Origin of the sequence: Ruminococcus sp. NK3A76, from assembly GCF_000686125.1 — a bacterium.
In the GTDB taxonomy this organism is placed as follows: Bacteria; Bacillota; Clostridia; order Oscillospirales; family Ruminococcaceae; genus NK3A76.
In genome coordinates this window covers 621853-645797 of the sequence record NZ_JMMA01000002.1, presented here as the reverse complement: position 1 = coordinate 645797, position 23945 = coordinate 621853, and the positions used below count along the sequence as shown (strand labels likewise).

Genomic DNA, 23945 nt, shown 5'->3' with positions numbered 1-23945 from the left:
GTATCGGAACCGGGTTTAAAGGCTTTCGCTTTAAGCGAGTTGTAGGAATATTGGCTTTACGACAAGGAATTAGCGCATTGATATCTTATTGATGATATGCTAAAATGATAGGGAGGAATTTTTATGAAACTCAGAAAGAAGTTAGCAGCTATGGGTGCTGCAATGGTTATGGCAATAGGAGCTTTTGGCATTGAGGCAAATGCGGCTGGGTATATTTATATATGTTCTAATACTAATAATAAAGTACAGTATGAATTCGATAATATTAATTCAACAGGATATACAAGCACGGATAAATTCAACACTTATACCTATGGTAACCATACGGTATCATTCACACCAACAACGGGTTCATCAACTACAATTAGAATAGTTAGGAAAAATAATAGTGTTGCTCAGACTATTGTTATACCTCAAAAAGTTTTGGGAATGCCATCATCATTATCATCAACATGTTTCCTTGAGCTTGATACTACATATTATAGAATAAAAGCAACATCAAGTGGTTCAACAAATGGATACATAACAATATATGACGCTTATGAATATACAATAGCAAAATAATCATTAACATATTAACGGGGAAGATAAATACTTCCCCGTTAATATGATTGGAGGAAAAACTATTGATTATTAAACTATATATTACACGAAAGTACTGGTCCAAGCACAAAAAAAGCCTTGCGGCGCTGCTTTTCTCGGGTGTGCTGCTGTGTGCGGTGGTGTGCTGTGCATTCCTGCTCCAAAGAGCAGAATTTCGCCGTTTCCTTGATAATCGCTATAACGTTACGGGCTATTACTCCTTTATGTGGCCAAGCGATGAAGCAAAGATACTCAATGCTCTGAGGACGGACGATACAATTGAGGGAACAATAAATGTTCTCGGCAAGACGGGCAAGGGTGCGATACAATATGAATATGGATATCTTGATGATCCATACAGTCTTGCACATATCCCCTTTGAAAGCGGCAGGCTGCCCGAGAAAGAGGGAGAAATCGCCATAGAGCGCCACGCACTTGACAAGCTGGGCTTTTTTGGCTCGGTCGGTGATGAGATAACGCTTGACTTAGGTACATATACCCTTGTTGGCATAATTGATAAGGAAACCTACGGGCACAGCAGAGAGTTTTCACGCTCAGCCGATGAATGGATAAATGATACAAACACTTACAAGCAAAGCTATGATGAAAGTGATGTAAAGTATATCCCTATGATATATGTCTGCGGGGATAATAGTCAAACGCCCCTTTACAGCTACACTATGCTTGACAATATCAAGGAGTTTCAGAATGCCGATGAACTTGACAGATATTTTGTAAGTAACCTTGGATATACTGACGGTATGCTGCCTTCTGCGACCTGGAAAAATAAATCAGTCGATGCAGCCAAAAGCTATAAAGGCGATTTTGCAGGCAATACAAGGAGTATCACTATTCTTTGTATTATCGCGACCCTTATATCCTCGCTGTCTGTCATAGCAGTTATGCGAAATATCTTCTCCGAGCGTGAGGGGAGCCTGACGATGCTGCGAAAAGTAGGAATGTCAAAGCGCAGTATGCGTGTGATGTTTGCTACCGAATACCTTATACTTGCGGCTTTCCAGTCGGCACTTGGGCTGGGGGTAGGTGCGTCCGTATATCTTGGTATATATCAGTTTCAGGTAAGTGTCCTTGAAGAGCCGCCGCTGTCTGGCTTTACAACCGATACGCTCGTTACAGAAAATATAGCAAGCCCTTATCTTTATGCGGCTGTGTTTTCGCTTGCCGTGCTGCTTTCGGGCTATCTCTTTGCGGCATTGCTCTCACATATCAGAATGCCGCACCGCAGAAACAGAAAAGCAGCAGGTCTTAGCAGGTGCATAGCAAGGGCTTTTGCAAACAGATCTGTTACTGTAATACAGACTCTTGCCCTTAGTCTTATCTGCTTTGGAACTATCTTCGGGTATATGCTATACTACACAACAACAGGCAGCTTTGACAATGAAACAGGTGAGTTTCACCCATATGTTACAACGAAGTTCGGCAATAATAATCGGTTCGATTTTGAGGAGGACGGTGTAGAAGAATACTACATTGCATTTCCTCCGCAGAATAATATGCTTGAAAACCTATGTATGTCCCCACAGACAGAGAGCACCTGCGGAATTGATGATAACACCGCAGACGGGCTTGATGAAGCAATAACAACAGGCAGACTTACACACACCTTTTTACAGTATGACGAGCGGCAGAACGGGCTTTTGTATGGCATAACCTTCGGTGATGATGAAATGCGAAAGTTTATCTATGACAACTCATCGGACGAGGGCAAAGCGTTTATCGACAGCGGAAAATATTTTTACGGATACAAGACAGCTATTGCAAACAAGGCAGCTATAAAACAGCTTGAGCCTTACATCATAAGCGGCAGCATAGACATAAGCAAGCTTTCAAGCGGCGAGCAGATCATCGCAGTTCTGACAGAGGATATGGAGGTCTTTTCAAGTGGTGAGAAGATAACGCTCGGCTCGCTTTACACAGATAACGGCTTTGGCATAGATAAGCTCACCACGCAGGACACCGAGATAGGCGCAGTTGTAAGGCTTAACAAAGACACGCCGAATATTCTGCACTACGCCGTAACGACAGGTGACAGATGCAGCCTGCTCACCACAGCGCAGGGCGCAAAGGCTTTGGGTGTAAGCAATGCATGCTACACCGAGATATTTGCGACAAAATCACTTCCTGCAAACGCCCTCCCTCTCGGAACAGGCATGGAAAAGACCTCATACAGCATCGAAAAGCATAAGCTGTTTTTGCAAAATGCCTCACAGATAGGCTCAATGGCTTTGCTTATTCTTGTAATGTCGCTTTTAGGCTTTGCGGCATACTTTAATGGCATTGGTATGAAGATACGCTTAAAAGAATATCAGATATCCGTTATGCGTGCAGTCGGCACACCGCTTAAAAAGCTAAGACGCAGGCTTATGCTCGACAGCATACGCATACCTGTTGCGGCTTGCGTCTTTACATTTGGCGGAATAAAGCTGATGCAAAGAGTAATGAAAAGTGCCTACAACGACCAGCAAGCATTATGGCAGGAAAGCAGAGATATGGCAGATAAATACAGGCCGTATTTTCAGGTCGAGAGTATGTTTAACGAATTTATGCAGAAAATGAATGAGTACAACGAGCGCATGAGTAAGATAGGTGTCGATTACCTGCTCGACAATCAGATGTGGTTTATACGCTTTGTATTACCGCTGATGATAGTGTTCGGGGTAATGTGTGTGGTAACTATCCTGCTCACCCGCCGCAGCTTCAAGATGTTCACCCCCGACATAGCCTCATCACTTTCAAAAGGGAGGAAAAGACAATGATAAAGACAGAAAACCTCACACGAACCTACGGCAAGGGCGAGGGCAAGGTGGTCGCCATCAAGGGCGTTGACCTCACGATAAATGACGGCGAAATGGTGGCGATAATCGGCAAGTCGGGCAGCGGCAAATCAACGCTATTAAACCTCATAGGCGGGCTTGATGCGCCGACTGAGGGGAAGATATTTTACAACGACACCGAGATAGGCAGAATGAACGACACCGAGCTGTCGAAGTTCAGGCTTAACAATGTGGGCTTTGTGTTTCAGTTTTTTGACCTGATACCTGAATTGACTGCCGAAGAAAATATCCTGCTGCCGTCCAAGCTTGCTAAAAAGAAAGGCGAGGGCGCAGAAGGGCTTTACTCAGCACTCGACATAAATGACAGGATAAAGCACTACCCCTCCGAGCTTTCGGGCGGTCAGCAGCAGAGGGCGGCTATCGCTCGTGCTATGATAAACAGCCCCGACGTTCTGCTCTGCGATGAGCCGACGGGCAACCTCGACAAGCGCTCGGGCGAGGAGGTAATGGCGCTGCTAAAAGAGCTCAACGGCAAGGGCAAGACGGTCATAATCGTCACGCATGATGATGAGGTGGCAAGGCAGTGTCGGAGGGTCATTGAGATCTCGGACGGGGAGATAGTATCACAATAAATGAATTACAGCCTTCAAGGACGACTTGAGGGCTGTACTTTTGCATATATTTAATATCACTTCAGAGATATATCATCAACAATCACTATAGCCAATAGAAATATATTATTCCATGACATTCGTATAACAAAAGAGTATTGACAAATCAAATGATCTATGATAGAATAAAAAAACAGAGATATTCACCAAGCTTCCAAGCAGCCTCCTCCAAAATCAAGTGCTGCTTACAGGTGAATATCTCTTCATTTTTGGCTCCCCCTGTTGGACTTGAACCAACGACAACTCGGTTAACAGCCGAGTGCTCTACCGACTGAGCTAAGGAGGAATATATGAAAGTTTCTATAAAAATATGAAACTTTCAATTTGTGATTTCCTCTGCTTAGCCCTAAACGTACAACAGATTTCTATCTGCTCTACCGACTGAGCTAAGGAGGAATATGCAGATAAAGAGGATATTATTATCCTCTTTATCTTTTTTTATTCCGGCGACTACCTATTTTACCAGGCCGTTGCCAGCCAAGTATCGTCGGCGTAGATGAGCTTAACTTCTGTGTTCGGCATGGGAACAGGTGGGACCTCATCGCTATAGTCACCGAAAGTAGGTTGATAACAACCTCAAAATTGAATAAAGGGAAGGATCTGAGAGTTTAATTCATCAAGGTCAAGCCCTCGACCGATTAGTACTCGCTGGCTAAATATGTCACCACACTTACACCTTGAGCCTATCAACCTGATAGTCTTTCAGGGGTCTTACTCTGTAAACAGATGGGATATCTTATCTTAAGGGCGGCTTCACGCTTAGATGCCTTCAGCGTTTATCCGTTCCGCACATAGCTGCCCAGCCGTGCCACCGGCGTGACAACTGGTACACCAGAGGTGCGTCCATCCCGGTCCTCTCGTACTAGGGACAGCTCCTTGCAAATATCCTACGCCCACGACAGATAGGGACCGAACTGTCTCACGACGTTCTGAACCCAGCTCGCGTACCGCTTTAATTGGCGAACAGCCAAACCCTTGGGACCGAATTCAGCCCCAGGATGCGATGAGCCGACATCGAGGTGCCAAACCTCCCCGTCGATGTGGACTCTTGGGGGAGATCAGCCTGTTATCCCCAGGGTAGCTTTTATCCGTTGAGCGACGGCATTTCCATTCACATACCGCCGGATCACTAACTCCAACTTTCGTTACTGCTCGAACCGTCATTCTCGCAGTTAGGCTCGCTTTTGCGTTTACACTCAAGAGCATGGTTTCCATCCATGCTGAGCGAACCTTTGAGCGCCTCCGTTACTCTTTAGGAGGCGACCGCCCCAGTCAAACTGCCCACCTAACAATGTCCCCCGACTTGATTCAAAGCCGCAGGTTAGAACTCCAGCACTCCAAGAGTGGTATCCCAAGGTCGACTCCACACGACCTGACGGCCATGCTTCCCAGTCTCCCACCTATCCTGTACATGAAATACCGAAGTCCAATATTAGGCTACAGTAAAGCTCCATGGGGTCTTTCCGTCTAGTCGCGGGTAACCGGCATCTTCACCGGTACTACAATTTCGCCGGGCAGGTTGTTGAGACAGTGCCCAGATCGTTACACCATTCGTGCGGGTCAGAACTTACCTGACAAGGAATTTCGCTACCTTAGGACCGTTATAGTTACGGCCGCCGTTTACCGGGGCTTCAATTCAGAGCTCTCACTCCTCCTCTTAACCTTCCGGCACCGGGCAGGTGTCAGCCCCTATACGTCATCTTTCGATTTAGCAGAGACCTGTGTTTTTGCTAAACAGTCGCCTGGGCCTATTCTCTGCGGCTTGATTGCTCAAGCACCCCTTATCCCTAAGTTACGGGGTCAACTTGCCGAGTTCCTTAACAACCCTTCTCCCGTTGGCCTTAGAATCTTCTTCCTATCTACCTGTGTCGGTTTGCGGTACGGGCGCCTTAGATATACACACAGCTTTTCTTGCCTCTATCTATGATGACTTCTCTACTTATTTTCGATCCCTTACGACCGGGTCAACCATCGCCCGGCTTCATCACTTCTAAAGTGTCCCTGTGCTTAACTCTTTCGGCGGCTACGGAATTTCAACCGTATGTGCATCGGCTACGCCTTTCGGCCTCACCTTAGCTCCCGGCTTACCCTGAGCGGACGAACCTTCCTCAGGAAACCTTGGATTTTCGGCCATTATGATTCTCACATAATTCTCGCTACTCATTCCGGCATTCTCACTCGAATAAAGTCCACCATCGCTTCCGCTATGACTTCACCCCTTATTCGACGCTCTCCTACCACTCATTCTTTTGAACAAAACCTACTAATACCTTTCTAACCTTATCGTTGAATTTGAACGCCTTCGGCGTTGTTCGGTACTAATCTGCTTTGTTCAAAAGAATGAATCCCAAGCTTCGGTGTACATTTTAGCCCCGTTGAATTTTCGGCGCAGGGTCACTCGACCAGTGAGCTATTACGCACTCTTTTAATGTATGGCTGCTTCTAAGCCAACATCCTGGTTGTTTATGCAACCCCACATCCTTTTCCACTTAAATATACTTTGGGACCTTAGCTGTGGGTCTGGGCTGTTTCCCTTTTGACAACGAAACTTATCTCACGCTGTCTGACTCCCATGAATCGATTATCCGGCATTCTTAGTTTGATAGAGTTCAGTAATCTTTCGACCCCTAGCTCATTCAGTGCTTTACCTCCGGTAATCTGTCATGAGGCTAGCCCTAAAGCTATTTCGGAGAGAACCAGCTATATCCGAGTTCGATTGGAATTTCTCCGCTATCCACACCTCATCCCCGGTCTTTTCAACGAACGTGGGTTCGGCCCTCCATGGAGTTTTACCTCCACTTCAGCCTGGACATGGATAGGTCACTCGGTTTCGGGTCTATTGCATGCGACTTAACACCCTATTAAGATTCGCTCTCGCTTCGGCTCCGTACCTTAAGTACTTAACCTTGCCACATACAATAACTCGCCGGACCATTCTACAAAAGGTACCCGATCACACTTTGACGTGCTCTCGGTGCTTGTAAGCACAGGGTTTCAGGTTCTTTTTCACTCCCCTCCCGGGGTTCTTTTCACCGTTCCTTCACAGTACTATTCGCTATCGGTCATCAGTTAGTATTTAGGCTTGGAGGATGGTCCCCCCATATTCCCACAGGATTCCTCGTGTCCTGCGGTACTCTGGATACAGCTCGCTGTCTCGTCCTTTCGATTACATGACTATCACATTCTTCGGTATGTCTTCCCATACATTTCATCTAGAACTTGACAATGCTAAATGCTGTCCTAACCCCGAAAGTATTGCTACTCTCGGTTTGGCCTCTTTCGCTTTCGCTCGCCACTACTCACAAAATCTCGGTTGATTTCTTTTCCTCGCCCTACTTAGATGTTTCAGTTCAGGCGGTTCCCCTCACATACCTATTTTATTCAGTATGTGATGCATGGATATTGTCCATGCGGATTGCTCCATTCGGATATCTGCGGATCAATGTTTGCTTGCAACTCCCCGCAGCTTTTCGCAGCTTACCACGTCCTTCATCGGCTCCTGATGCCAAGGCATTCTCCCTGCGCTCTTATTAGCTTGACCATTTTGAATTATGCTCTCATTTGCTTTTAAAAGCCTTTTACAAAGAATTTTTGCTTTAGCTTAATTGTAGTAAAAATACCCGACTTTATTTGTCGTTTATTTTCCTCATTTGCATTTACCTTTTCCTTTATTCAATTTTCAAGTTGCTATCTCAGAAGCATTTTTTTGCTTCCATGGTGGGCACAAGTGGACTCGAACCACCGACCTCACGCTTATCAGGCGTGCGCTCTAACCGGCTGAGCTATGCGCCCATTTTAATTTGCTTCGCAAATTTGAATGGCTAAGTTTCCCTTGGCTCGCTTCAATTCGCTTTACAAATTTCAATGTCCGGTTACATTCTACGGTATGCTCGTCTTCCTTACCCATTGGTGGAGATGAGGAGGATCGAACTCCTGACCCCCTGCGTGCAAGGCAGGTGCTCTCCCAGCTGAGCTACACCCCCATGTTCTAAGAAGGCAGGCTTATCTTTCCTTCCCTCTCTTCAGGGTTTAGGTTCCGTCTTATGCTTTCCTTTTCAAGATACCTTTCGGTATCTTCAAAATTGAACAATAACTGCTGTTTCTTATCCTTGCTGACCGGAGAATTCTATTCTTTTGAAAGAGTGTTCTCTCTTTCGCTTTCTCCATAGAAAGGAGGTGATCCAGCCGCACCTTCCGATACGGCTACCTTGTTACGACTTCACCCCAGTCATCAATCCCACCTTCGGCAGCGCCCTCCTTACGGTTAGGCTACTGACTTCGGGTGTTACCGACTCCCATGGTGTGACGGGCGGTGTGTACAAGGCCCGGGAACGTATTCACCGCGGCATGCTGATCCGCGATTACTAGCAATTCCGACTTCATGCAGGCGGGTTTCAGCCTGCAATCCGAACTGAGACTGCTTTTAGGGTTTTGCTTCATATCACTATGTCGCTTCTCTCTGTTAACAGCCATTGTAGTACGTGTGAGGCCCAGGTCATAAGGGGCATGATGATTTGACGTCATCCCCACCTTCCTCCGTTTTGTCAACGGCAGTCCTGCTAGAGTGCTCTTGCGTAGCAACTAACAGTAAGGGTTGCGCTCGTTGCGGGACTTAACCCAACATCTCACGACACGAGCTGACGACAACCATGCACCACCTGTCTGTCCGTCCCCGAAGGGATTTCACATATCTCTATGCTATGCGTACGATGTCAAGACCTGGTAAGGTTCTTCGCGTTGCTTCGAATTAATCCACATACTCCACTGCTTGTGCGGGCCCCCGTCAATTCCTTTGAGTTTCAGCCTTGCGGCCGTACTCCCCAGGTGGATTACTTATTGTGTTAACTGCGGCACGGAAGGGGTCAGTCCCCCCACACCTAGTAATCATCGTTTACAGCGTGGACTACCAGGGTATCTAATCCTGTTTGCTCCCCACGCTTTCGAGCCTCAGCGTCAGTAAAAGCCCAGTAAGCCGCCTTCGCCACTGATGTTCCTCCTAATATCTACGCATTTCACCGCTACACTAGGAATTCCGCTTACCTCTACTTCACTCAAGAACTACAGTTTCAAATGCAGTTCAGGGGTTAAGCCCCTACATTTCACATCTGACTTGCAGTCCCGCCTGCACTCCCTTTACACCCAGTAATTCCGGACAACGCTCGCTCCCTACGTATTACCGCGGCTGCTGGCACGTAGTTAGCCGGAGCTTCCTCCTCAGGTACCGTCATTATCGTCCCTGAAGACAGAGGTTTACAATCCTAAAACCTTCTTCCCTCACGCGGCATCGCTGCATCAGGCTTGCGCCCATTGTGCAATATTCCCCACTGCTGCCTCCCGTAGGAGTCTGGGCCGTGTCTCAGTCCCAATGTGGCCGTTCAACCTCTCAGTCCGGCTACTGATCGTCGACTTGGTGAGCCGTTACCTCACCAACTATCTAATCAGACGCGAGCTCATCTTTCAGCGATAAATCTTTGATAGTTGAACCATGCGATCCTACTATATTATGCGGTATTATCAGTCGTTTCCAACTGCTATCCCCCTCTGAAAGGCAGATTGCTCACGTGTTACTCACCCGTCCGCCACTAAGTTTTAAAAAGCAAGCTCTCTAAAACTCCGTTCGACTTGCATGTGTTAAGCGTGCCGCCAGCGTTCGTCCTGAGCCAGGATCAAACTCTTTAAATAGATTGTATCCTAATTCTCTTTCGAGATTTATGATCTCAGTTTCTTCACTGTCGTGTTTCGCTCATTTTTTAGTCTTTGCTTGACCTTACTTCTCGTTTCCTCAAAGCAATTTTCAAGGGTTTTGTGTTTCTCGTTATTGTTCAATTTTCAAGATACCGTTGCGCCTTTTCTTAAAAGTGCTTGTCTATTATATCACACTTTTTTTCGTTTGTCAAGAGGTTTTTGAAATATTTTTTTATTTCTTTTTCCTCTCGTTGACCCCCGTTCCTCAGGCGACTTGTTTATTTTAGCACAGTTTCGGGAGAATGTCAAGCCTTTTTTCGACGTTCTATGTTTTATACATAATACACTAAGAAAACGACATACTTATGTGCAAAACGCTTTTCAGCCTGTTAAATCGGTGCATTCCCCACCCTGCAAGATGCACAGTATTTATCAAAGAATGTCGATAACCTTATGCAGCGGCAATTTTTGCCCGACAGTGCCGAAAGCGCTTACCTACGCCGTTTCAGGCACCTTTGTCGTAAGCAATTCACACAATAATAACGCCTTGGACTACCTAATCTATATAATAAAAAAAGAATAAACAACAGCCCTGTCCCAAACGGGTACAGCATTGTCGCTTATTCTCTGTAAATTTTATGTCATCTACCCTCTTACATCAGGCAGATACTCCTGGTTGTCGATTATAAAATCCATAACCTTCGAGTAAAATGCCGAGGGGTTTGCGCCGATCTTCGCCTTGATAAACTCCGCCTGATCGCTGTCAGGTGCATACAGAGATATATCCATAAGCGTAGAATCGCCGTCGCAGCACTTACACCTTACAAGATAGCCCTTGCCGTGCTCTGTCACCTCAAAGCTCACATCACGCTCATTCTTAAGGCGTGCAAAGAACATGAGCCCTGTGGCGTATATCTTCTTTCTCAGGCTCGGGGCTACTATTGCCTTGAAATCCTCAGCGCCGTCCCTGCCCTTGTCAGAAAGCACATACTGCTCAGTGCCGTCGATGCTTTTGAGCTCGACGATGCCGTTTTGCTCCATATCCGTGATAGCTGCCGAGTAAAGGAAATAATCCATTACCCCCGACTGCTCGCAGATATCTATCAGCTGCATAGGTGTACATGGTCTGTCTATCTGAAAAAGGAAATACGAAAGCAAGATCTTTGCCTCATATACATCTTTTAAAGTGAGCATATTCGGCTCGACATATTTTCCGAAATTGTGATCCAAGCCGCTTCCTCCTTAGAAGTTGGGATAATCGAGCATATGGTCAAGCAGTGCGATATTCACAGCCGCCTCAACGCACGGAACAGCTCTCGGAACTACGCAGGGGTCATGCCTGCCCTTTATGGTGAGAGTCTCGTTCTTGAGTGCCGAGTAATCGACTGTCTCCTGCGGCCTTGATATAGAAGGTGTAGGCTTGAAAGCCACCCTCAGTGTTATAGGCATACCCGAGGATATACCGCCAAGGATACCGCCGTGATTATTTGTTCTTGTCACAACGTGACCTCTCTCGTCAACATAGAATTCATCGTTATTCTCAGAGCCGAGCATATTTGCAACATTGAAGCCCACGCCGAATTCAAGTCCCTTTACAGCAGGGATACCGAATATCAGCTGAGCGATAGAGTTTTCAAGTCCGTCGAATATAGGCGAGCCTATACCTGCCGGAACGTTTATAGCTATGCACTCGATGATGCCGCCGACACTGTCCCGGCACATTCTTGCCTTTTCGATATCAGCCTTCATGCCTGCGCCCTTTGCGTCATCTATTGTGGGGAATTCCTTCCCTCTGAGCTCGATTATCTGATCTCTTGTAGTATTTATGGGGTCAAGACGCCTGTCCTTGATACCGTGTATCTCGGCAATATGTGCGCCTACATATATTCCACGCTTCTCTAATATCTGCGCTGCCACAGCGCCTGCAAAGCAAAGCGGTGCAGTAAGCCTGCCAGAAAAATGGCCGCCGCCTCTTACATCGTTGAAGCCCCTGTATCTGAGCGCACCTGTATAATCTGCGTGACCGGGTCTTGCAAGGCGTGAGAGATTGGAGTAATCGCCCGAATGCTGGTCTGTATTCTGTATAAGAGCGCAAAGGGGTGTGCCTGTGGTCTTGCCGTTCAAAAAGCCCGACATTATCTGCGGCATATCCTTTTCACGCCTCTGGGTAGAGGTCTTGTCCTTCTTAGGCGCTCTTCTTGCCATAAACGCCATTAGCTTGTCCATATCAATGCTTTCGCCGGGCGGTACATTATCCATGCATATACCTATTGCAGGCCCGTGGCTCTCACCGAAGACCGAAAACTTGATATTGTGATCCCATGTTGATGACATTCAAATCCTCCTCTGTAAAGTAGGTAACAGGTCACAGGTAACAGGTAGCAGTTATTGTGTCCTGCTTAGGCAGGACGTGATGCCCATTCGGGCTTGTCACCGTACCTTTGCTATCTGTGATAGCCTTTACTGATCTATATAATAATTGTTAGGGCAAGCCGAAGCTCTCGGCTTAAACAATAACATTTTTTGCAAAAGACCGAATGGTCATACTATCGCCTGTTACCTGTTACCCGTAACGGGCGAAACTGTGTTTTACAGCTCTGCTCGCAGCTCGACTATGCGGTAATCAAGCTCTGTCAGGTATGCTTCAACATCTTTCATATTAAATCCGCCGCCGTTGCAGGTGGCTATAGGTGCAGGCGCCTCGTATGGGTGAAGCACATAGGGCTCTCCCCTCTGCTTTTTCGCATAAAGCTCCTCGAGCTTAAGTATCTCGCCGTTGAGCTTGTCAAATGCCGCAAGTGTGCTCGCCTTGTCATAGCTAACGCCGTTTTCCGTTCTTATCTGGACACTGCCGTTTCTAAAGCCCTCCAGCGTCTTGCCGCCGTCATCGTTAAACAGCCATGATAAAAATCCCATAAGCGTTTCTCCTTATTCTTACTAAGAACCTTGCCCTTGCCTCGGCTATCCATTTTTCAAGCTGAGAAAGGTAAACGTCTGTATCACCGATATCAAGCCCTCCCTGTGCTGCCACAGGTATAGCCGCCCTCTGCTCGTGCGGGGGAAGCATATAAGGCTCACCCATCTGCTTGCTCTCAAAAGCACCGTCAAGCAGCATAAGCTCAAACATCAGGCGGTTTGTCTCGTCTGTCACAGCCTGCTTGTCATAGCCCTGCCCCTGAGCAGGCCTTATAGTGAAGTTCTCGTCCTCTGCAAGAGGCTTTCTCTCAGTTTCGGCAGGTGCCGGCTCAGGCTCCTTGGGGAAATACCCTTGCTCATTAAAAGTTTCATTGCCGCCACGCCCGAAAAGTTTTGATAAAAAGCCCATATACTATATCTCCTCAAATTCTCCGCCGAGGCTTTTGTATACCTCCCAGAAATCAGGGTATGACTTGGCCACCGACTGAGCGCCTCTTATTATTACAGGTGCATCGCTCCTCATAGCCGCTATCGACATCGCCATTGGTATGCGGTGGTCGTTAAAATCAGGCACCTCGCCGCCCTTAAGGCTGCCGACGCCCTCTATGATGAGCTCATCAGGTGTCTCTGTGACCTTGCCGCCGCAGGCATTAAGGCTCTGAGCCATAGCGCTCAGCCTGTCGCACTCTTTTATGCGCAGCCTGCCTGCATTATATATGCGTGACTTTCCGTCGCAAAAGCTCGCCAAAACGGCAAGAATGGGCACAAGGTCGGGTATATCCGACACATCTGCCTCGAACGGAAAAAGCCTATCACTACTATTATACACTATTTCTCTGATAATTTCAATAATTTTTTTGTCGCCCTGATAAGAATTTACATTTAGGCCTAAAATCTCTATATCAGCTCCCAGCGCATTGCCTACCTCGAAGAAGGCCGCCTGCGAATGGTCTCCCTCTACAGCAAGGCTCTGCGGCTTATAGCTCTGGCCGCCCTTTATAATAAATGTATTATCCCTCTGCCCGACTTTAACGCCGAACTGCTCCATAGCGCCTATGGTTATGTCGATATATGGCTTTGATTCAAGGGCTGTGGTTATGACTATCTCGCTGTCGCCCTCGCAGAGAGGAAGTGCGAGCAGCAGCCCTGTTATAAACTGCGAGGAAACGTCTCCCCTAATCTCATAGCGCCCCGAGGTGAGCCTGCCGCTCACGGTAAAGGGCATAGTGTTATCATAATCAAACTCAGCCCCGTGTGAGGGAAGCGTTTCAAGGTAAGGCGTTATAGGCCTTTGCGGCAGCCTGCCGGAGCCGGCAAACTCAGCCCTCACCCCCAGCGCACAGGCCACAGGTATCAGGAACCTCAGCGTCGAGCCCGACTCAAAGCAGTCAAGCGTCGCTTTATCGCTGGGCTTATCAATACCGTTTATATAAGCAGTATCGCCCTTTAGCTCTATCTGAGCGCCGAGCGCTTTAAGGCAGCTGACGGTCGCCTGCATATCCTTAGATGAGCTTATATTCTTTATCACGCTCTCGCCCTTTGCAAGTGCCGCACAGATAAGAAGCCTGTGCGCAACGCTTTTTGAGGGCGGAGCTGTCACCCTGCCTGACAGTTTTTTAGGGGTTATCTTTATATCCATTTACTTTGTCCTCTTTCTTTTAGGCTTGCTGTTCGGTGAGCTTTGCGCTTTTGCACGATTTAAAACATTCCTTGCAAGGAGCACGGTGATCACGCAGCTTGCAGCACCCAGCACCGCCAGGATCACAGCACACAGACGGTAGGAGTCTCTCTTTTCATCTATGCACCAGTCCTGCGGATCGTCGGGGTCATACAAAATGGTCACGCTTTTTTTCAACCGATAATCCAGATCATCGGTATATATATATTCAGACTCATCACTGTCCTCCTGAAAACTGATTTCAAGGCGCAGATATGTCTTTTTTACGCCGCCTTTATCCCGCCCGTTCCTTGCAGGCTTAAAGCTGCCGCTGTCGTCTATTACCGCAAGCCCGTCAGGGTATGCCTTCGCAGTGGCGGTGTAGTTGTCACGCACATTCATGTAATAGCTCCATAGGCACGCTGACGATGCCAGAAGCGCCACTGTTATCAGCGCATCAAACGCTAAGAACGCCTTTTTTGCTCTCAGCGGTACGACAGAACCGTTCCTTTCATCAGAGCTCTGGTTATTCGCTGCACCTTTGGCTTTACTGCATTTTAAAGCCACGGCACCCACAATCGTCATCACAGCGCCCACGCCGAATAAAACAAGAAACAGATACCATTCGCTGCCGTCATCATATTCGATAACATATTTCCGGATGTCTGTGGGGTCATAGAGTATCTTTACAAAAACATCGCCTTTATAGTATTTTTCAACAGCTATAGAGTCATCGGTCTCGATAAGATGTACACCAAAGCCGCCCTCATCATTTACGGTAATATACGTTCTTGAATTGCGTGGGTCAGGTTTTTTGCTTATCCTGCCCTCGTTGTCACCGTTAACGTCACGGACGGCGAGCATCTGCCCGTCAGCCGATGCAGGGTATCTGAGCCTGTGCCAGAGCTTAGGCGTAAGTATGACCGCCGATACTATTACCGCCAAAAGCCCGATAACAAGCACTATAAACGGCTTTTTTGAGGAGCGGACTGTTTTATTCTCATCAGGCATCTGTCATCACATCTCGCTGAGTATTTCGGCTATCTGTGCTTTTTCTATCTCTTTTCCATACTGGTTGTCACCAAAGCACTTCATAGCGCCTATGCCGTCCTGGAATACGAATCGCAGCCTGCCGTTTCTTACCTTTTTATCGGTGTAGAGCTTGTCTGCAAGCGCTGCTCTGTCTACATAATCAGGCAGGCTTACCGGAAGCTCTGCACGATGCAGCAGCTTTTCTATCCTCTGCACCTCCTCAGCCGTGACATAGCCAAACGTAAGCCCAAGCCTTGCCTGAGCAACAATGCCGATCGACACAGCCTCGCCGTGTGTGAGCTGATAGTCAGAAAGCGTCTCGACAGCTCTGCCAACGGTATGGCCGAGGTTGAGTATCTCACGCAGGCCGCTCTCACGCTCGTCCTGCATAACCACCTTGTACTTGACCTCACAGTTGTGCTGTGAGATATATTCGCACACCTCGCCGTCGCAGTCAAAGACCTTCTCAATGTTCTTTTCCAGGTATTCAAACAGCTCTATGTCCGCAAGGCAGCCGTGCTTGACTGTCTCTGCAAGACCGCTCGCTATCTCACGCCTTGGCAGGGTCTTCCATGTGTCTATGTCGATATACACCTTTTTCGGCTGGTTGAACATACCGATAAGGTTAGTCGCAAGAGGTGTATCTACGGCAGTTTTGCCGCCGACTGATGCATCAGCCGCCGAAAGGAGCGTGGTAGCGTAGTTTACAAACGGCACACCTCTGCCGAAAGTTCCTGCTACAAAGCCTGCAAGGTCTGTGACCACTCCGCCGCCGACTGCTATAACTGCGCAGTCTCTCCTGCAACCGAGAGAGAGCATCTTGTCCTCGACCTCTGCCTTGACCTCTCTTGTCTTGCTCTTTTCGCCTGCCGGGATAGTAATAAGATCAGCCCTCAGATCGGCAAGAGCGAGCTTTTCCATTATCGGCAGAGCATATAGCCCCTCGACATTTGAATCGGTCACCACAGCAAAGCGTGAAGCCTTGCCGCAAAGACCGGCCTTAAGGTCAGACACCAGCTTATTCGATAACTGTCTGCCTATCTCTATATCATAGCTGTCATCAACTACTCTTTTTAGCTCACAATCGAAAATCATAGGTATTCTCCTTAATTTGCATATAATATAATATTATAACATATTTCTGCGCCGATGTAAAGGGGCTTTTTCAATGCAGACTACCGCATGAAACGCCCGAATGGGCATCCGTCTGCCGTAAGGCAGACACAATACCTGTTACCTGTTACCTGTTACTTGTTACCTGAGCGTAGCTTATCACTTATTGACCTCATTCCACAGCGGCTTGCCGACGAATCCGGAAATGCTCATTATCTTCTTCATAGTCTCTGCGAACTGTACCGGGGTGAGCTGCTGTGCACCGTCGCTCTTGGCGTTCTTGGGATCGTTGTGTACTTCAATTTCAAGAAGGTCGCAGCCGGCTGCGCAGGAAGCAAGCGCCATAGGCTCGACAAGCGTCACCACGCCCGTTGCATGAGAGGGGTCAACACATACAGGCAGGTGTGTCTTCTGGTGAAGAAGCGGAACAGCCGAGATGTCAAGTGTGTTTCTTGTGGCTGTCTCGTATGTTCTGATACCTCTCTCGCAGAGAATGACCTTGCTGTTGCCCTCGCTCATTATGTATTCAGCACTCATAAGCAGCTCCTGGAGCGTAGCGCTTAAGCCCCTTTTGAGGAGTATCGGCTTGTCACATCTGCCAAGCTCCTTTAAAAGAGTGAAGTTCTGCATATTTCTTGCACCGACCTGTATCACATCAACATCTGCAAAAAGGTCGATATCCTTAGCGTCCATTATCTCTGTAACTATCGGCAGGCCTGTTATATCTCTTGCCTCGATGAGCAGGTCTATACCCTCCTTGCCAAGACCCTGGAAAGCGTAGGGCGATGTTCTCGGCTTGAATGCGCCGCCTCTGAGCATTGTAGCACCTGCCTGCTTTACAGCTACGGCTGTGGTTATCAGCTGGTCTCTGTTCTCTACCGAGCAGGGGCCTGCTATAACGTGCAGCTTTCCGCCGCCTACTGCCCTGCCACGCACGTCTATCACTGTATCATCGGGGTGGAAGCGCCTGTTTGCGTTCTTGTAAGGCTCTGCGACACGGGTAACGCTCTCTACGCAGTCCTTTGCCGATACGTCGTCTATGTCAATAGTCGTGGTGTCGCCTATAAGGCCGATTATCCTCTGATGTGTACCCTCAACGAAGTGTGTTGTCACCTTGAAGCTGTCAAGCCACTTTAAAAGCTCGCCTATCTGTTCCTCTGTTGCTGTGTTCTTTAAAATTACTACCATGTTTACGCATTCCTTTCATTTTCATCAGACATCAAAAAACGCCGCAGCTTTCGTAAAGAAAACCACAGCGTATTTCACTTAACTACAAGCGATATCACTATTTAAGGAAGCATATTCCTTACAGCTTTCTTTACACGACTAACAGACCCGTTACCCCAAAAGTAAAACGAGCCAAAAAAGAAGTATGTAAAGACAAATGCAGCTGTTAAGTACATATCCTTTTCTCCTTTAAAGTGTTATCACGGTATCAATTATATAACAAATCTGCCGGCTTGTCAAGTATATGTCGGAAATTTAATGTAGAGTTAACATTTCTCAGACAGCATAGCTCTCGACCATAAACAGCTTTTCTATGCTCACAAGGCAGTCGATGAGCGTGCCGTCGGGGGTGTATTCCTGCGAGAATATCTTGCCGTCTTCGAGTATCTTGTTTATAAGCCCTGCCTTGTCGTAGGGTATCATATACTTTCCACGCCTGAGCGTCTCGGGAAGTGCCTTAACGATAGCATCGAGCAGTGACTCTATTCCTAAGCCCTTCTTGGCGCTCATTTTCACATAAGCCTCCTGCGAGGTGTCGAGCATATCTATCTCCGGCACGAGGTCACACTTGTTGAGCACTGTTATCACCGGGATATCGGCACAGCCGAGCTCATCGAGCAGCTTTTCCGTAGCCTCGGCCTTTTCACGGCAGTCATCACTTGACACATCGGTGACGTGGATGATCACATCAGCGCTGCTTGTTTCTTCAAGCGTAGATTTAAAAGCCTCGACCAGCCCGTGAGGGAGCCTTCTGACTAAACCTACCGTGTCGATAAGCGTGACGCTCCTGCCGTCGGGCAGCAATATAGCTCTTGATGTGGTCTCAAGTGTAGCGAACAGCTTGTTTTCTGCCAGCACCCCTGCTTCGGTGAGGGTGTTGAGCAGCGTGCTCTTGCCGACATTCGTATAGCCGACTATCGCCGCTGTCAGCACGCCGTCCTTCTTTCTTCTTTTGCGGTGCAGCTCACGGCGCTTTTCTATCTCCTTAAGCTCCTCGGAAAGTGCCGCCATACGCTCTCTTACATGGCGCTTGTCAGTTTCGAGCTTTGTTTCGCCGGGGCCTCTTGTGCCTATACCGCCGCCCAGACGTGAGAGCTTGACACCCATTCCGGCAAGCCTTGCAAGGCGGTATTTATACTGCGCTATCTCGACCTGTAAGCGGCCTTCTCTTGTCTTTGCGTGCTGTGCGAATATATCAAGGATAAGCGTTGTGCGGTCTATAGTGTGGGTGTCGGTCACGTTTTCGATGTTTCGTGTCTGTGTAGCTGTCAGCTCGCAGTCAAATATCAGCAGCTCGATATCCTCACGCTCGGCAAGCTCTGCTATCTCCTCCAGCCTGCCCGAGCCTATGCAGGTAGCGCTGTCGAATGTCGGGCGCTTTTGTATCACCTTAGCGACAGTCTCAGCGCCTGCGGTGTTTGCAAGCTCTTCAAGCTCGTCGAGCGAGCGCTGCGCATCATACTCCCCTGTATCGACACACACAAGTATCGCCCTCGGGGGCTTCTGCTCGGTGGTTATCATGTTTTCGGCCATTTTTACGTCTCCTTTTAATTACAAATGAAACAGGCTGCTGTTTTTGTCATTCTCTGATGAGATAGTGTCATCGAGCCAGTTGTCTTTCTTTTCTTCGTTTAGAAGCGGGCTGCTGCTATCATTCCTGACTGATGCGTAGTAGCTTGCCCATTTGTCTATCTGCGACTGTGTATCGGCAGGCTTGTTCTCTCCCTTTAGCAGCACGCTGCCGCCCTTGTTGTCGTGGTAGACAGATGTGCTGACGGGTGTGTCGCCGCTCTCGTCCTTAAATGCGCTCTCGCCGTTTTGAGATGCGTAATCCTGCGCCCAGTTGTTAAACTGCGCCTTCATATCGTCTTCCTTATTCATGTAGACGGTGTTGCCTTTGTTGTCTCTGTATGACACAGAGCCGGAGCTTAAAAACTCGCTCTCGTCGGTCTTTTCCTGCCTGCGCACAAAGTCATTGAAAGGCTTTTCAACGCTCGGCATCTCGACATCAGGCATAAGTGCGCCGTTTTTGCGATTGTTCAGAAGCACGCCGCCCGGGTAAGCCGCACTCGGCATAACAGCGCTCTCCATCTGCGGGTGGAGCATATCGTGGGTAAGCAGTGTTCCCATAGGTATATCGCCCGAAACGCCCTCGCTGCCGTAGTTATACTTGATGCCCTTCTTTGCGTTCTCGGTGTCGCTGATTCTGACAACGCTCGGGGGAACATACTCGCCCGGCAGATATTCCTTTTCTATCACGAGCCCGCCTTTTCTGCGCAGCTTACGGATATATCTGAAAGCAAGTATCAGCACAACGCTTCCGCCGGCTGTAAGCCCTATTATCACAAGCACGCTCATATCCTTGTGCATCAGGCGGTCTGATGCATCATCAAAGGCATCTGCTATCGCCTTGCCGCCCTGCAGCTTGTCGTTTGCATAGCGCACCTCCTGCTTTTGCTTGTAGATGTAGTGTTCAAGGCAGTCGATGACTATAGTTTTAGCCTCCTCGTCCATAAACTGCGAAGCATTGCTGCCGACGTGGATAACATATTTGAAGCTGTCATCATCGAGCCGCAGCATCAATATCAGCATATGGTCGCCGTCGTCAAACAGCTTGTCATACATTGTGTATGCAGCTTCACTCAGGCTCTTTGTAGAGTAGGCTTTGTCTTTTTCAAATGCGCTGTTGTTTACTATGACGATATAGGGCGCTACACCCGTCTTGCCGAAAAAAGACGACATTGCGCTCTCAGCCGCACCCCTGTCATCAATAAACTCCGCCTGGTCGTCAATATACGATGCCGGGGTGTTGATAGTCGGACTTATCTTGTCTCTTGACTTTGTTGACTTGGTTATCTCAGGTCCTCTTGACGAAATGCCTATCGCCGATATCAGAACTATCAGTATCAGCGCACCGTATATAAGAACTTCCCTGAGATCCCTGTCAGCATTGCGTCTTCTGAAACTCCTGCGGCCGCCGATGAATGACGCTCTGTAGCCGTATTCGTTCAGGTCGGTATTCCAGATGCTTTTATTATTGTTATGGCCGCTCATCGCCGCACCTCATTTCATAAATATCTTGATCAAACGCTTTGCGTCCATTATACCATATTAAACACGATTAGTCAAACGATTTAATAAGCGCCCGGCAGCAAATGACAGGGCATCGTGATTATTCACAGATATTTTGTAAAAATTCTAAAATAATATAAAGCTATTGCCAAAAAGACAAAGCTATGATATACTATTCTTATGGAAATACTACCTGTATCGGAGGAATGAGATATATGAACAAAAAACTTCTGACAGCGCTTTTGTGCCTTTCACTCATGGCCTGCCCCCTGCTGGGCGGCATAACGGCAGGTGCTGAGGATATACCGGCAACGCCGGGTGACAGTGTGACCACGCAGGAGCCTGAGCCAGACCCCGAACCGGAGCCCGAGCCGCCCCACGTTCACAGCTACAAGTCGGTCGCAAAAACACCGTCCACCTGTACCAAGAACGGCACTGAGGTGTTCAGGTGCGAATGCGGCGACAGCTACGCCGTGACCCTGCAAAAGCTCAGCCACACCTACAAAAAGGTCAAGACAGTAGCCCCCACCTTAACAGCAAAGGGCTACACAGTATACAAATGCTCTGCCTGCGGCGAGGAGATCAAAAAAGACTATACAGCACAGCTTAAGAACATAAATAAGGTGTCTGTGACAGGCCTGAAAGCCTCATACAGATACACCGGAAAGGCTGTCAAGCCTGCACCTGTGCTCAAATACGGCTCGCAGAAGCTCGTTAAGGGAACTGACTACACGCTGTCGTATTCCTCGAACACCAAGAAGGGCACCGGCAAGATAACCATAAAAGGCATCGGCAAATACGCCGACACTAAGACCGTCACCTTCAAGATAACCGCAGCAAGCATAGCAAAAGCCAAGGTGACAGGCCTTAAGGCGACCATGAAGTACACAGGCTCGGCTGTCAGGCAGTCGGTCAAGGTGACGCTCGGCGGCAAGACGCTCAAAAACGGCACCGACTACAAGATAAGCTACAAAAACAACGTAAACAAAGGTACAGCACAGCTCATCATCAAGGGCAAAGGCAACTATAAAGGCACGCTCACCAAGAAATTCAAGATAGTGAGAACAGGCTGGTTCCTCTACAACGGCAACTACTATTACTACTCAAACGAGGGCAAGAAATATGTCAGCGGAGAGTATAAGATAGGCGACTATTACTACTACTTCAGCAAGAACGGCATCAGGCAGCAGGGCTGGGTAAAGGTCGGCAGCAACTACAGGCTCTATGACAGGCTAAACGGCAGAAGGCAGACAAACACCACCGTTGACGGCATCAAGATAAACAAAAAAGGCAACGCTGTGATAGATGACTGGGCTGCAAACAAGATAGCCACGATGATAAAGGCCAAGAAAATCTTAAAGAGCATCACCAACCCCACAGACACTATGGCTGAAAAGAGGCTCAAGGCCTTCAACTGGGTGCTCTCGTTCCCGTATCATCAGTACAGGCTGCTGAGAACCATCTACAGGCAGCAGGGCTGGGAGATGACCTTTGCAAACGACATCTTCGACAACCACCAGGGCTGCTGTGTTGCCGAGAGTGCTGCAACAGCGTTCCTGTTCAGAGAGATAGGCTACACAGATGTTGCGGTATGCCACGACACGAGCCATTCATGGGTAACGATAGGCCAGTATCTCTACGACCCTGTATTTGCAGAAGCCAAGAGCTTCTCCGGGAATTACAATGTTCTCCCCTACGACTACAGAGTAAACCCTGTTGACAAGAGATACATCGGATAAAAAACTTAACGGACTGTCAGATAAGCCGACAGTCCGTTTTTATGTACTGCTATTCTTGCTATGCCATGCCTTTGTCTCCTTTGCGATAATCGGGGAAAGGGCTATCAGCGCTATGATATTAGGCAGCGCCATAAGGGCATTTAGTATGTCCGCTATCCCCCAGACCTGAGTGGCGGTCATATAAGGGCCTATGAACACTGCAAGGATATACAGAGCATCAAAGACAAGTGCGGCCTTTGCGCAGTAGCGCCTGCCGAGAAGATATGCAAGGCAGCGCTCTGAATAATAGCTCCAGCCGAGAATAGTCGTAAAAGCAAAAAAAACAAGGCAGACTGTGAGTATGGCCTGCGCCGCCCTCTCCGGCAAAGGCAGCCCGAAGCAAAAAGCTGCCGAGGTGATGTTTACTCCTTCGAGCGAGGTGTCATTCCATGCGCCGGAGATAATAACAGCGAGCCCTGTCATCGTGCATATGCAGATAGTGTCGATAAACGTCCCTGTCATGGTCACGAGCCCCTGATGCACCGGGTCATTTGTCTTGGCGGCGGCCGCTGCTATAGGTGCCGAGCCAAGGCCTGCTTCGTTTGAGAATATACCCCTTGCTACACCGTTTCGTACAGCAAGCATGACACCCCTGCCGGCAGCTGCACCGCCTACCGCCTTGAGCCCGAAAGCGCCTGATACCACCTCATATATCGCCGCAGGCAGCCTGTCAGCATGGGAAAGAATTATCGTGAGCGTGCAGGCCACATACAGCACAGCCATAAACGGCACGATAACCGACGACACCTTTGAAATGCTCCTGATACCGCCGATTATGACAAGCCCGGCAAGAACCGTCACCACGATGCCTGTTATCACCTTAACAAGAGGGAAGCTGCTTCCCATGACCGTCAGCTGCCGCCCGTGAGAACCGTCAAAGAGAGCGTTCACAGCTGCTGATATGCCGTTTATCTGCGTGAACGTGCCGATACCGAGCAGCCCGACGAGCAGGCCGTTAAGCGCAAATACACACGCAAGCGGCTTGAATCTCTTGCCCATGCCTTTTTCTATGTAGTAGAAAGGCCCCCCGAGCTTGCCGCCGTCAGGGGCGCTGACACGGTATTTTACAGCAAGAAAGCCCTCGGCGTATTTTGTCGCCATGCCAAAGATTGCCGCCGCCTCCATCCAGAAAAGCGCACCCGGGCCGCCTGCGGCTATCGCTGTTGCAACGCCTATGATATTCCCTGTACCTATAGTTGCCGAGAGCGCTGTGCAAAGTGCCGCAAATGACGATATATCGCCCTCACCGCCCTGCTCTTTGCTGACTGTGAGACTGAGTGCAGCAAAAAGCCTTTTAAACTGCACGCCGCCAAAGCGCACTGTCAGGAAAACTCCGCACCCGAGTATCAGTAAAGTGAGCGGCAAGCCCCAGATCATACTATCTATCCTCTCAATAAGTTCATTCATTGCCATATCC

The 23945-nt window shown here is 48.4% G+C and carries 15 protein-coding genes, 3 tRNA genes and 3 rRNA genes; 4 read left to right on the top strand and 17 right to left on the bottom strand.

Annotated features, from left to right (window positions below; translation table 11 throughout):
- Nucleotides 1-123: 123 nt before the first annotated feature.
- The 3 genes from CD05_RS0103145 to CD05_RS0103135 all read left to right on the top strand — a co-directional run bounded on the left by CD05_RS0103145 (nt 124) and on the right by CD05_RS0103135 (nt 4009).
- The gene (locus CD05_RS0103145) at nt 124-564 is read left to right on the top strand and encodes a hypothetical protein (protein ID WP_028509267.1); all 441 of its coding nucleotides are present in this window, start codon (nt 124-126) and stop codon (nt 562-564) included.
- 62 nt (nt 565-626) lie between these two features.
- The gene (locus tag CD05_RS0103140; protein ID WP_028509266.1) at nt 627-3359 is read left to right on the top strand and encodes an ABC transporter permease; all 2733 of its coding nucleotides are present in this window, start codon (nt 627-629) and stop codon (nt 3357-3359) included.
- Nucleotides 3356-4009 carry an ABC transporter ATP-binding protein gene (locus CD05_RS0103135; RefSeq protein ID WP_028509265.1) on the top strand — a complete coding sequence of 218 codons (654 nt, stop codon included), beginning with the start codon at nt 3356-3358 and terminating at the stop codon, nt 4007-4009. The genes CD05_RS0103140 and CD05_RS0103135 overlap by 4 nt, the downstream gene beginning before the upstream one ends.
- Before the next feature lie 249 nt (nt 4010-4258).
- On the opposite strand, the gene CD05_RS0103130 is transcribed toward CD05_RS0103135, so the two are convergent.
- The 16 genes from CD05_RS0103130 to CD05_RS0103050 form a co-directional block, all read right to left on the bottom strand.
- Nucleotides 4259-4334, bottom strand: a tRNA-Asn gene (locus CD05_RS0103130).
- 155 nt (nt 4335-4489) lie between these two features.
- Nucleotides 4490-4606 (bottom strand): 5S ribosomal RNA (gene rrf / locus CD05_RS0103125).
- Between the two features lie 60 nt (nt 4607-4666).
- Nucleotides 4667-7589 (bottom strand): 23S ribosomal RNA (locus CD05_RS0103120).
- A 174-nt stretch (nt 7590-7763) separates the two neighbouring features.
- Nucleotides 7764-7840: transfer RNA gene (locus CD05_RS0103115), tRNA-Ile, on the bottom strand.
- A 115-nt stretch (nt 7841-7955) separates the two neighbouring features.
- A tRNA-Ala gene (locus tag CD05_RS0103110) sits at nt 7956-8031 on the bottom strand.
- Between the two features lie 186 nt (nt 8032-8217).
- A 16S ribosomal RNA gene (locus CD05_RS17260) occupies nt 8218-9730 on the bottom strand.
- Together the 16S, 23S and 5S rRNA genes with 3 tRNA genes alongside form the textbook arrangement of a ribosomal RNA operon.
- Nucleotides 9731-10378: 648 nt before the next feature.
- Complete coding sequence (locus CD05_RS0103100; RefSeq protein WP_028509264.1) at nt 10379-10963, bottom strand: DUF4364 family protein; 585 nt, start codon at nt 10961-10963, stop codon at nt 10379-10381.
- A 12-nt stretch (nt 10964-10975) separates the two neighbouring features.
- Nucleotides 10976-12067, bottom strand: coding sequence for a chorismate synthase (gene aroC / locus CD05_RS0103095; protein ID WP_028509263.1), 1092 nt, complete (start codon nt 12065-12067; stop codon nt 10976-10978).
- A gap of 255 nt (nt 12068-12322) precedes the next feature.
- On the bottom strand, nt 12323-12649 hold the full coding sequence (locus tag CD05_RS0103090; RefSeq protein ID WP_028509262.1) for a hypothetical protein: 327 nt from the start codon (nt 12647-12649) through the stop codon (nt 12323-12325).
- Nucleotides 12624-13058, bottom strand: a complete 435-nt coding sequence (locus CD05_RS0103085) for a hypothetical protein (protein ID WP_028509261.1) — start codon at nt 13056-13058, stop codon at nt 12624-12626. Before CD05_RS0103085 ends, CD05_RS0103090 begins: the two co-directional genes overlap by 26 nt.
- A 3-nt stretch (nt 13059-13061) precedes the next feature.
- Nucleotides 13062-14288 (bottom strand): 3-phosphoshikimate 1-carboxyvinyltransferase, encoded by a 1227-nt coding sequence (aroA, locus tag CD05_RS0103080; RefSeq protein WP_028509260.1) that lies wholly within the window; start codon nt 14286-14288, stop codon nt 13062-13064.
- The gene (locus CD05_RS0103075; protein ID WP_028509259.1) at nt 14289-15317 is read right to left on the bottom strand and encodes a hypothetical protein; all 1029 of its coding nucleotides are present in this window, start codon (nt 15315-15317) and stop codon (nt 14289-14291) included.
- Nucleotides 15318-15323: 6 nt separating this feature from the next.
- Entirely contained in the window at nt 15324-16433 is a 1110-nt protein-coding gene (gene aroB, locus CD05_RS0103070) for a 3-dehydroquinate synthase (protein WP_028509258.1), read from the bottom strand.
- Nucleotides 16434-16610: 177 nt separating this feature from the next.
- Entirely contained in the window at nt 16611-17639 is a 1029-nt protein-coding gene (aroF, locus tag CD05_RS0103065; protein WP_028509257.1) for a 3-deoxy-7-phosphoheptulonate synthase, read from the bottom strand.
- A 315-nt stretch (nt 17640-17954) separates the two neighbouring features.
- On the bottom strand, nt 17955-19211 hold the full coding sequence (gene hflX, locus CD05_RS17255) for a GTPase HflX (RefSeq protein WP_037322770.1): 1257 nt from the start codon (nt 19209-19211) through the stop codon (nt 17955-17957).
- Nucleotides 19212-19229: 18 nt separating this feature from the next.
- Complete coding sequence (locus CD05_RS0103050; RefSeq protein WP_028509256.1) at nt 19230-20732, bottom strand: hypothetical protein; 1503 nt, start codon at nt 20730-20732, stop codon at nt 19230-19232.
- Between the two features lie 233 nt (nt 20733-20965).
- Between CD05_RS0103050 and CD05_RS0103045 the strand changes: the two genes are divergently transcribed.
- Nucleotides 20966-22489, top strand: coding sequence for a hypothetical protein (locus CD05_RS0103045; protein ID WP_028509255.1), 1524 nt, complete (start codon nt 20966-20968; stop codon nt 22487-22489).
- A 39-nt stretch (nt 22490-22528) separates the two neighbouring features.
- On the opposite strand, the gene CD05_RS0103040 is transcribed toward CD05_RS0103045, so the two are convergent.
- A complete protein-coding gene (locus tag CD05_RS0103040; RefSeq protein ID WP_242841223.1) occupies nt 22529-23935 on the bottom strand; it encodes a sodium:alanine symporter family protein in 1407 nt (468 codons plus the stop codon).
- Nucleotides 23936-23945 lie beyond the last annotated feature (10 nt).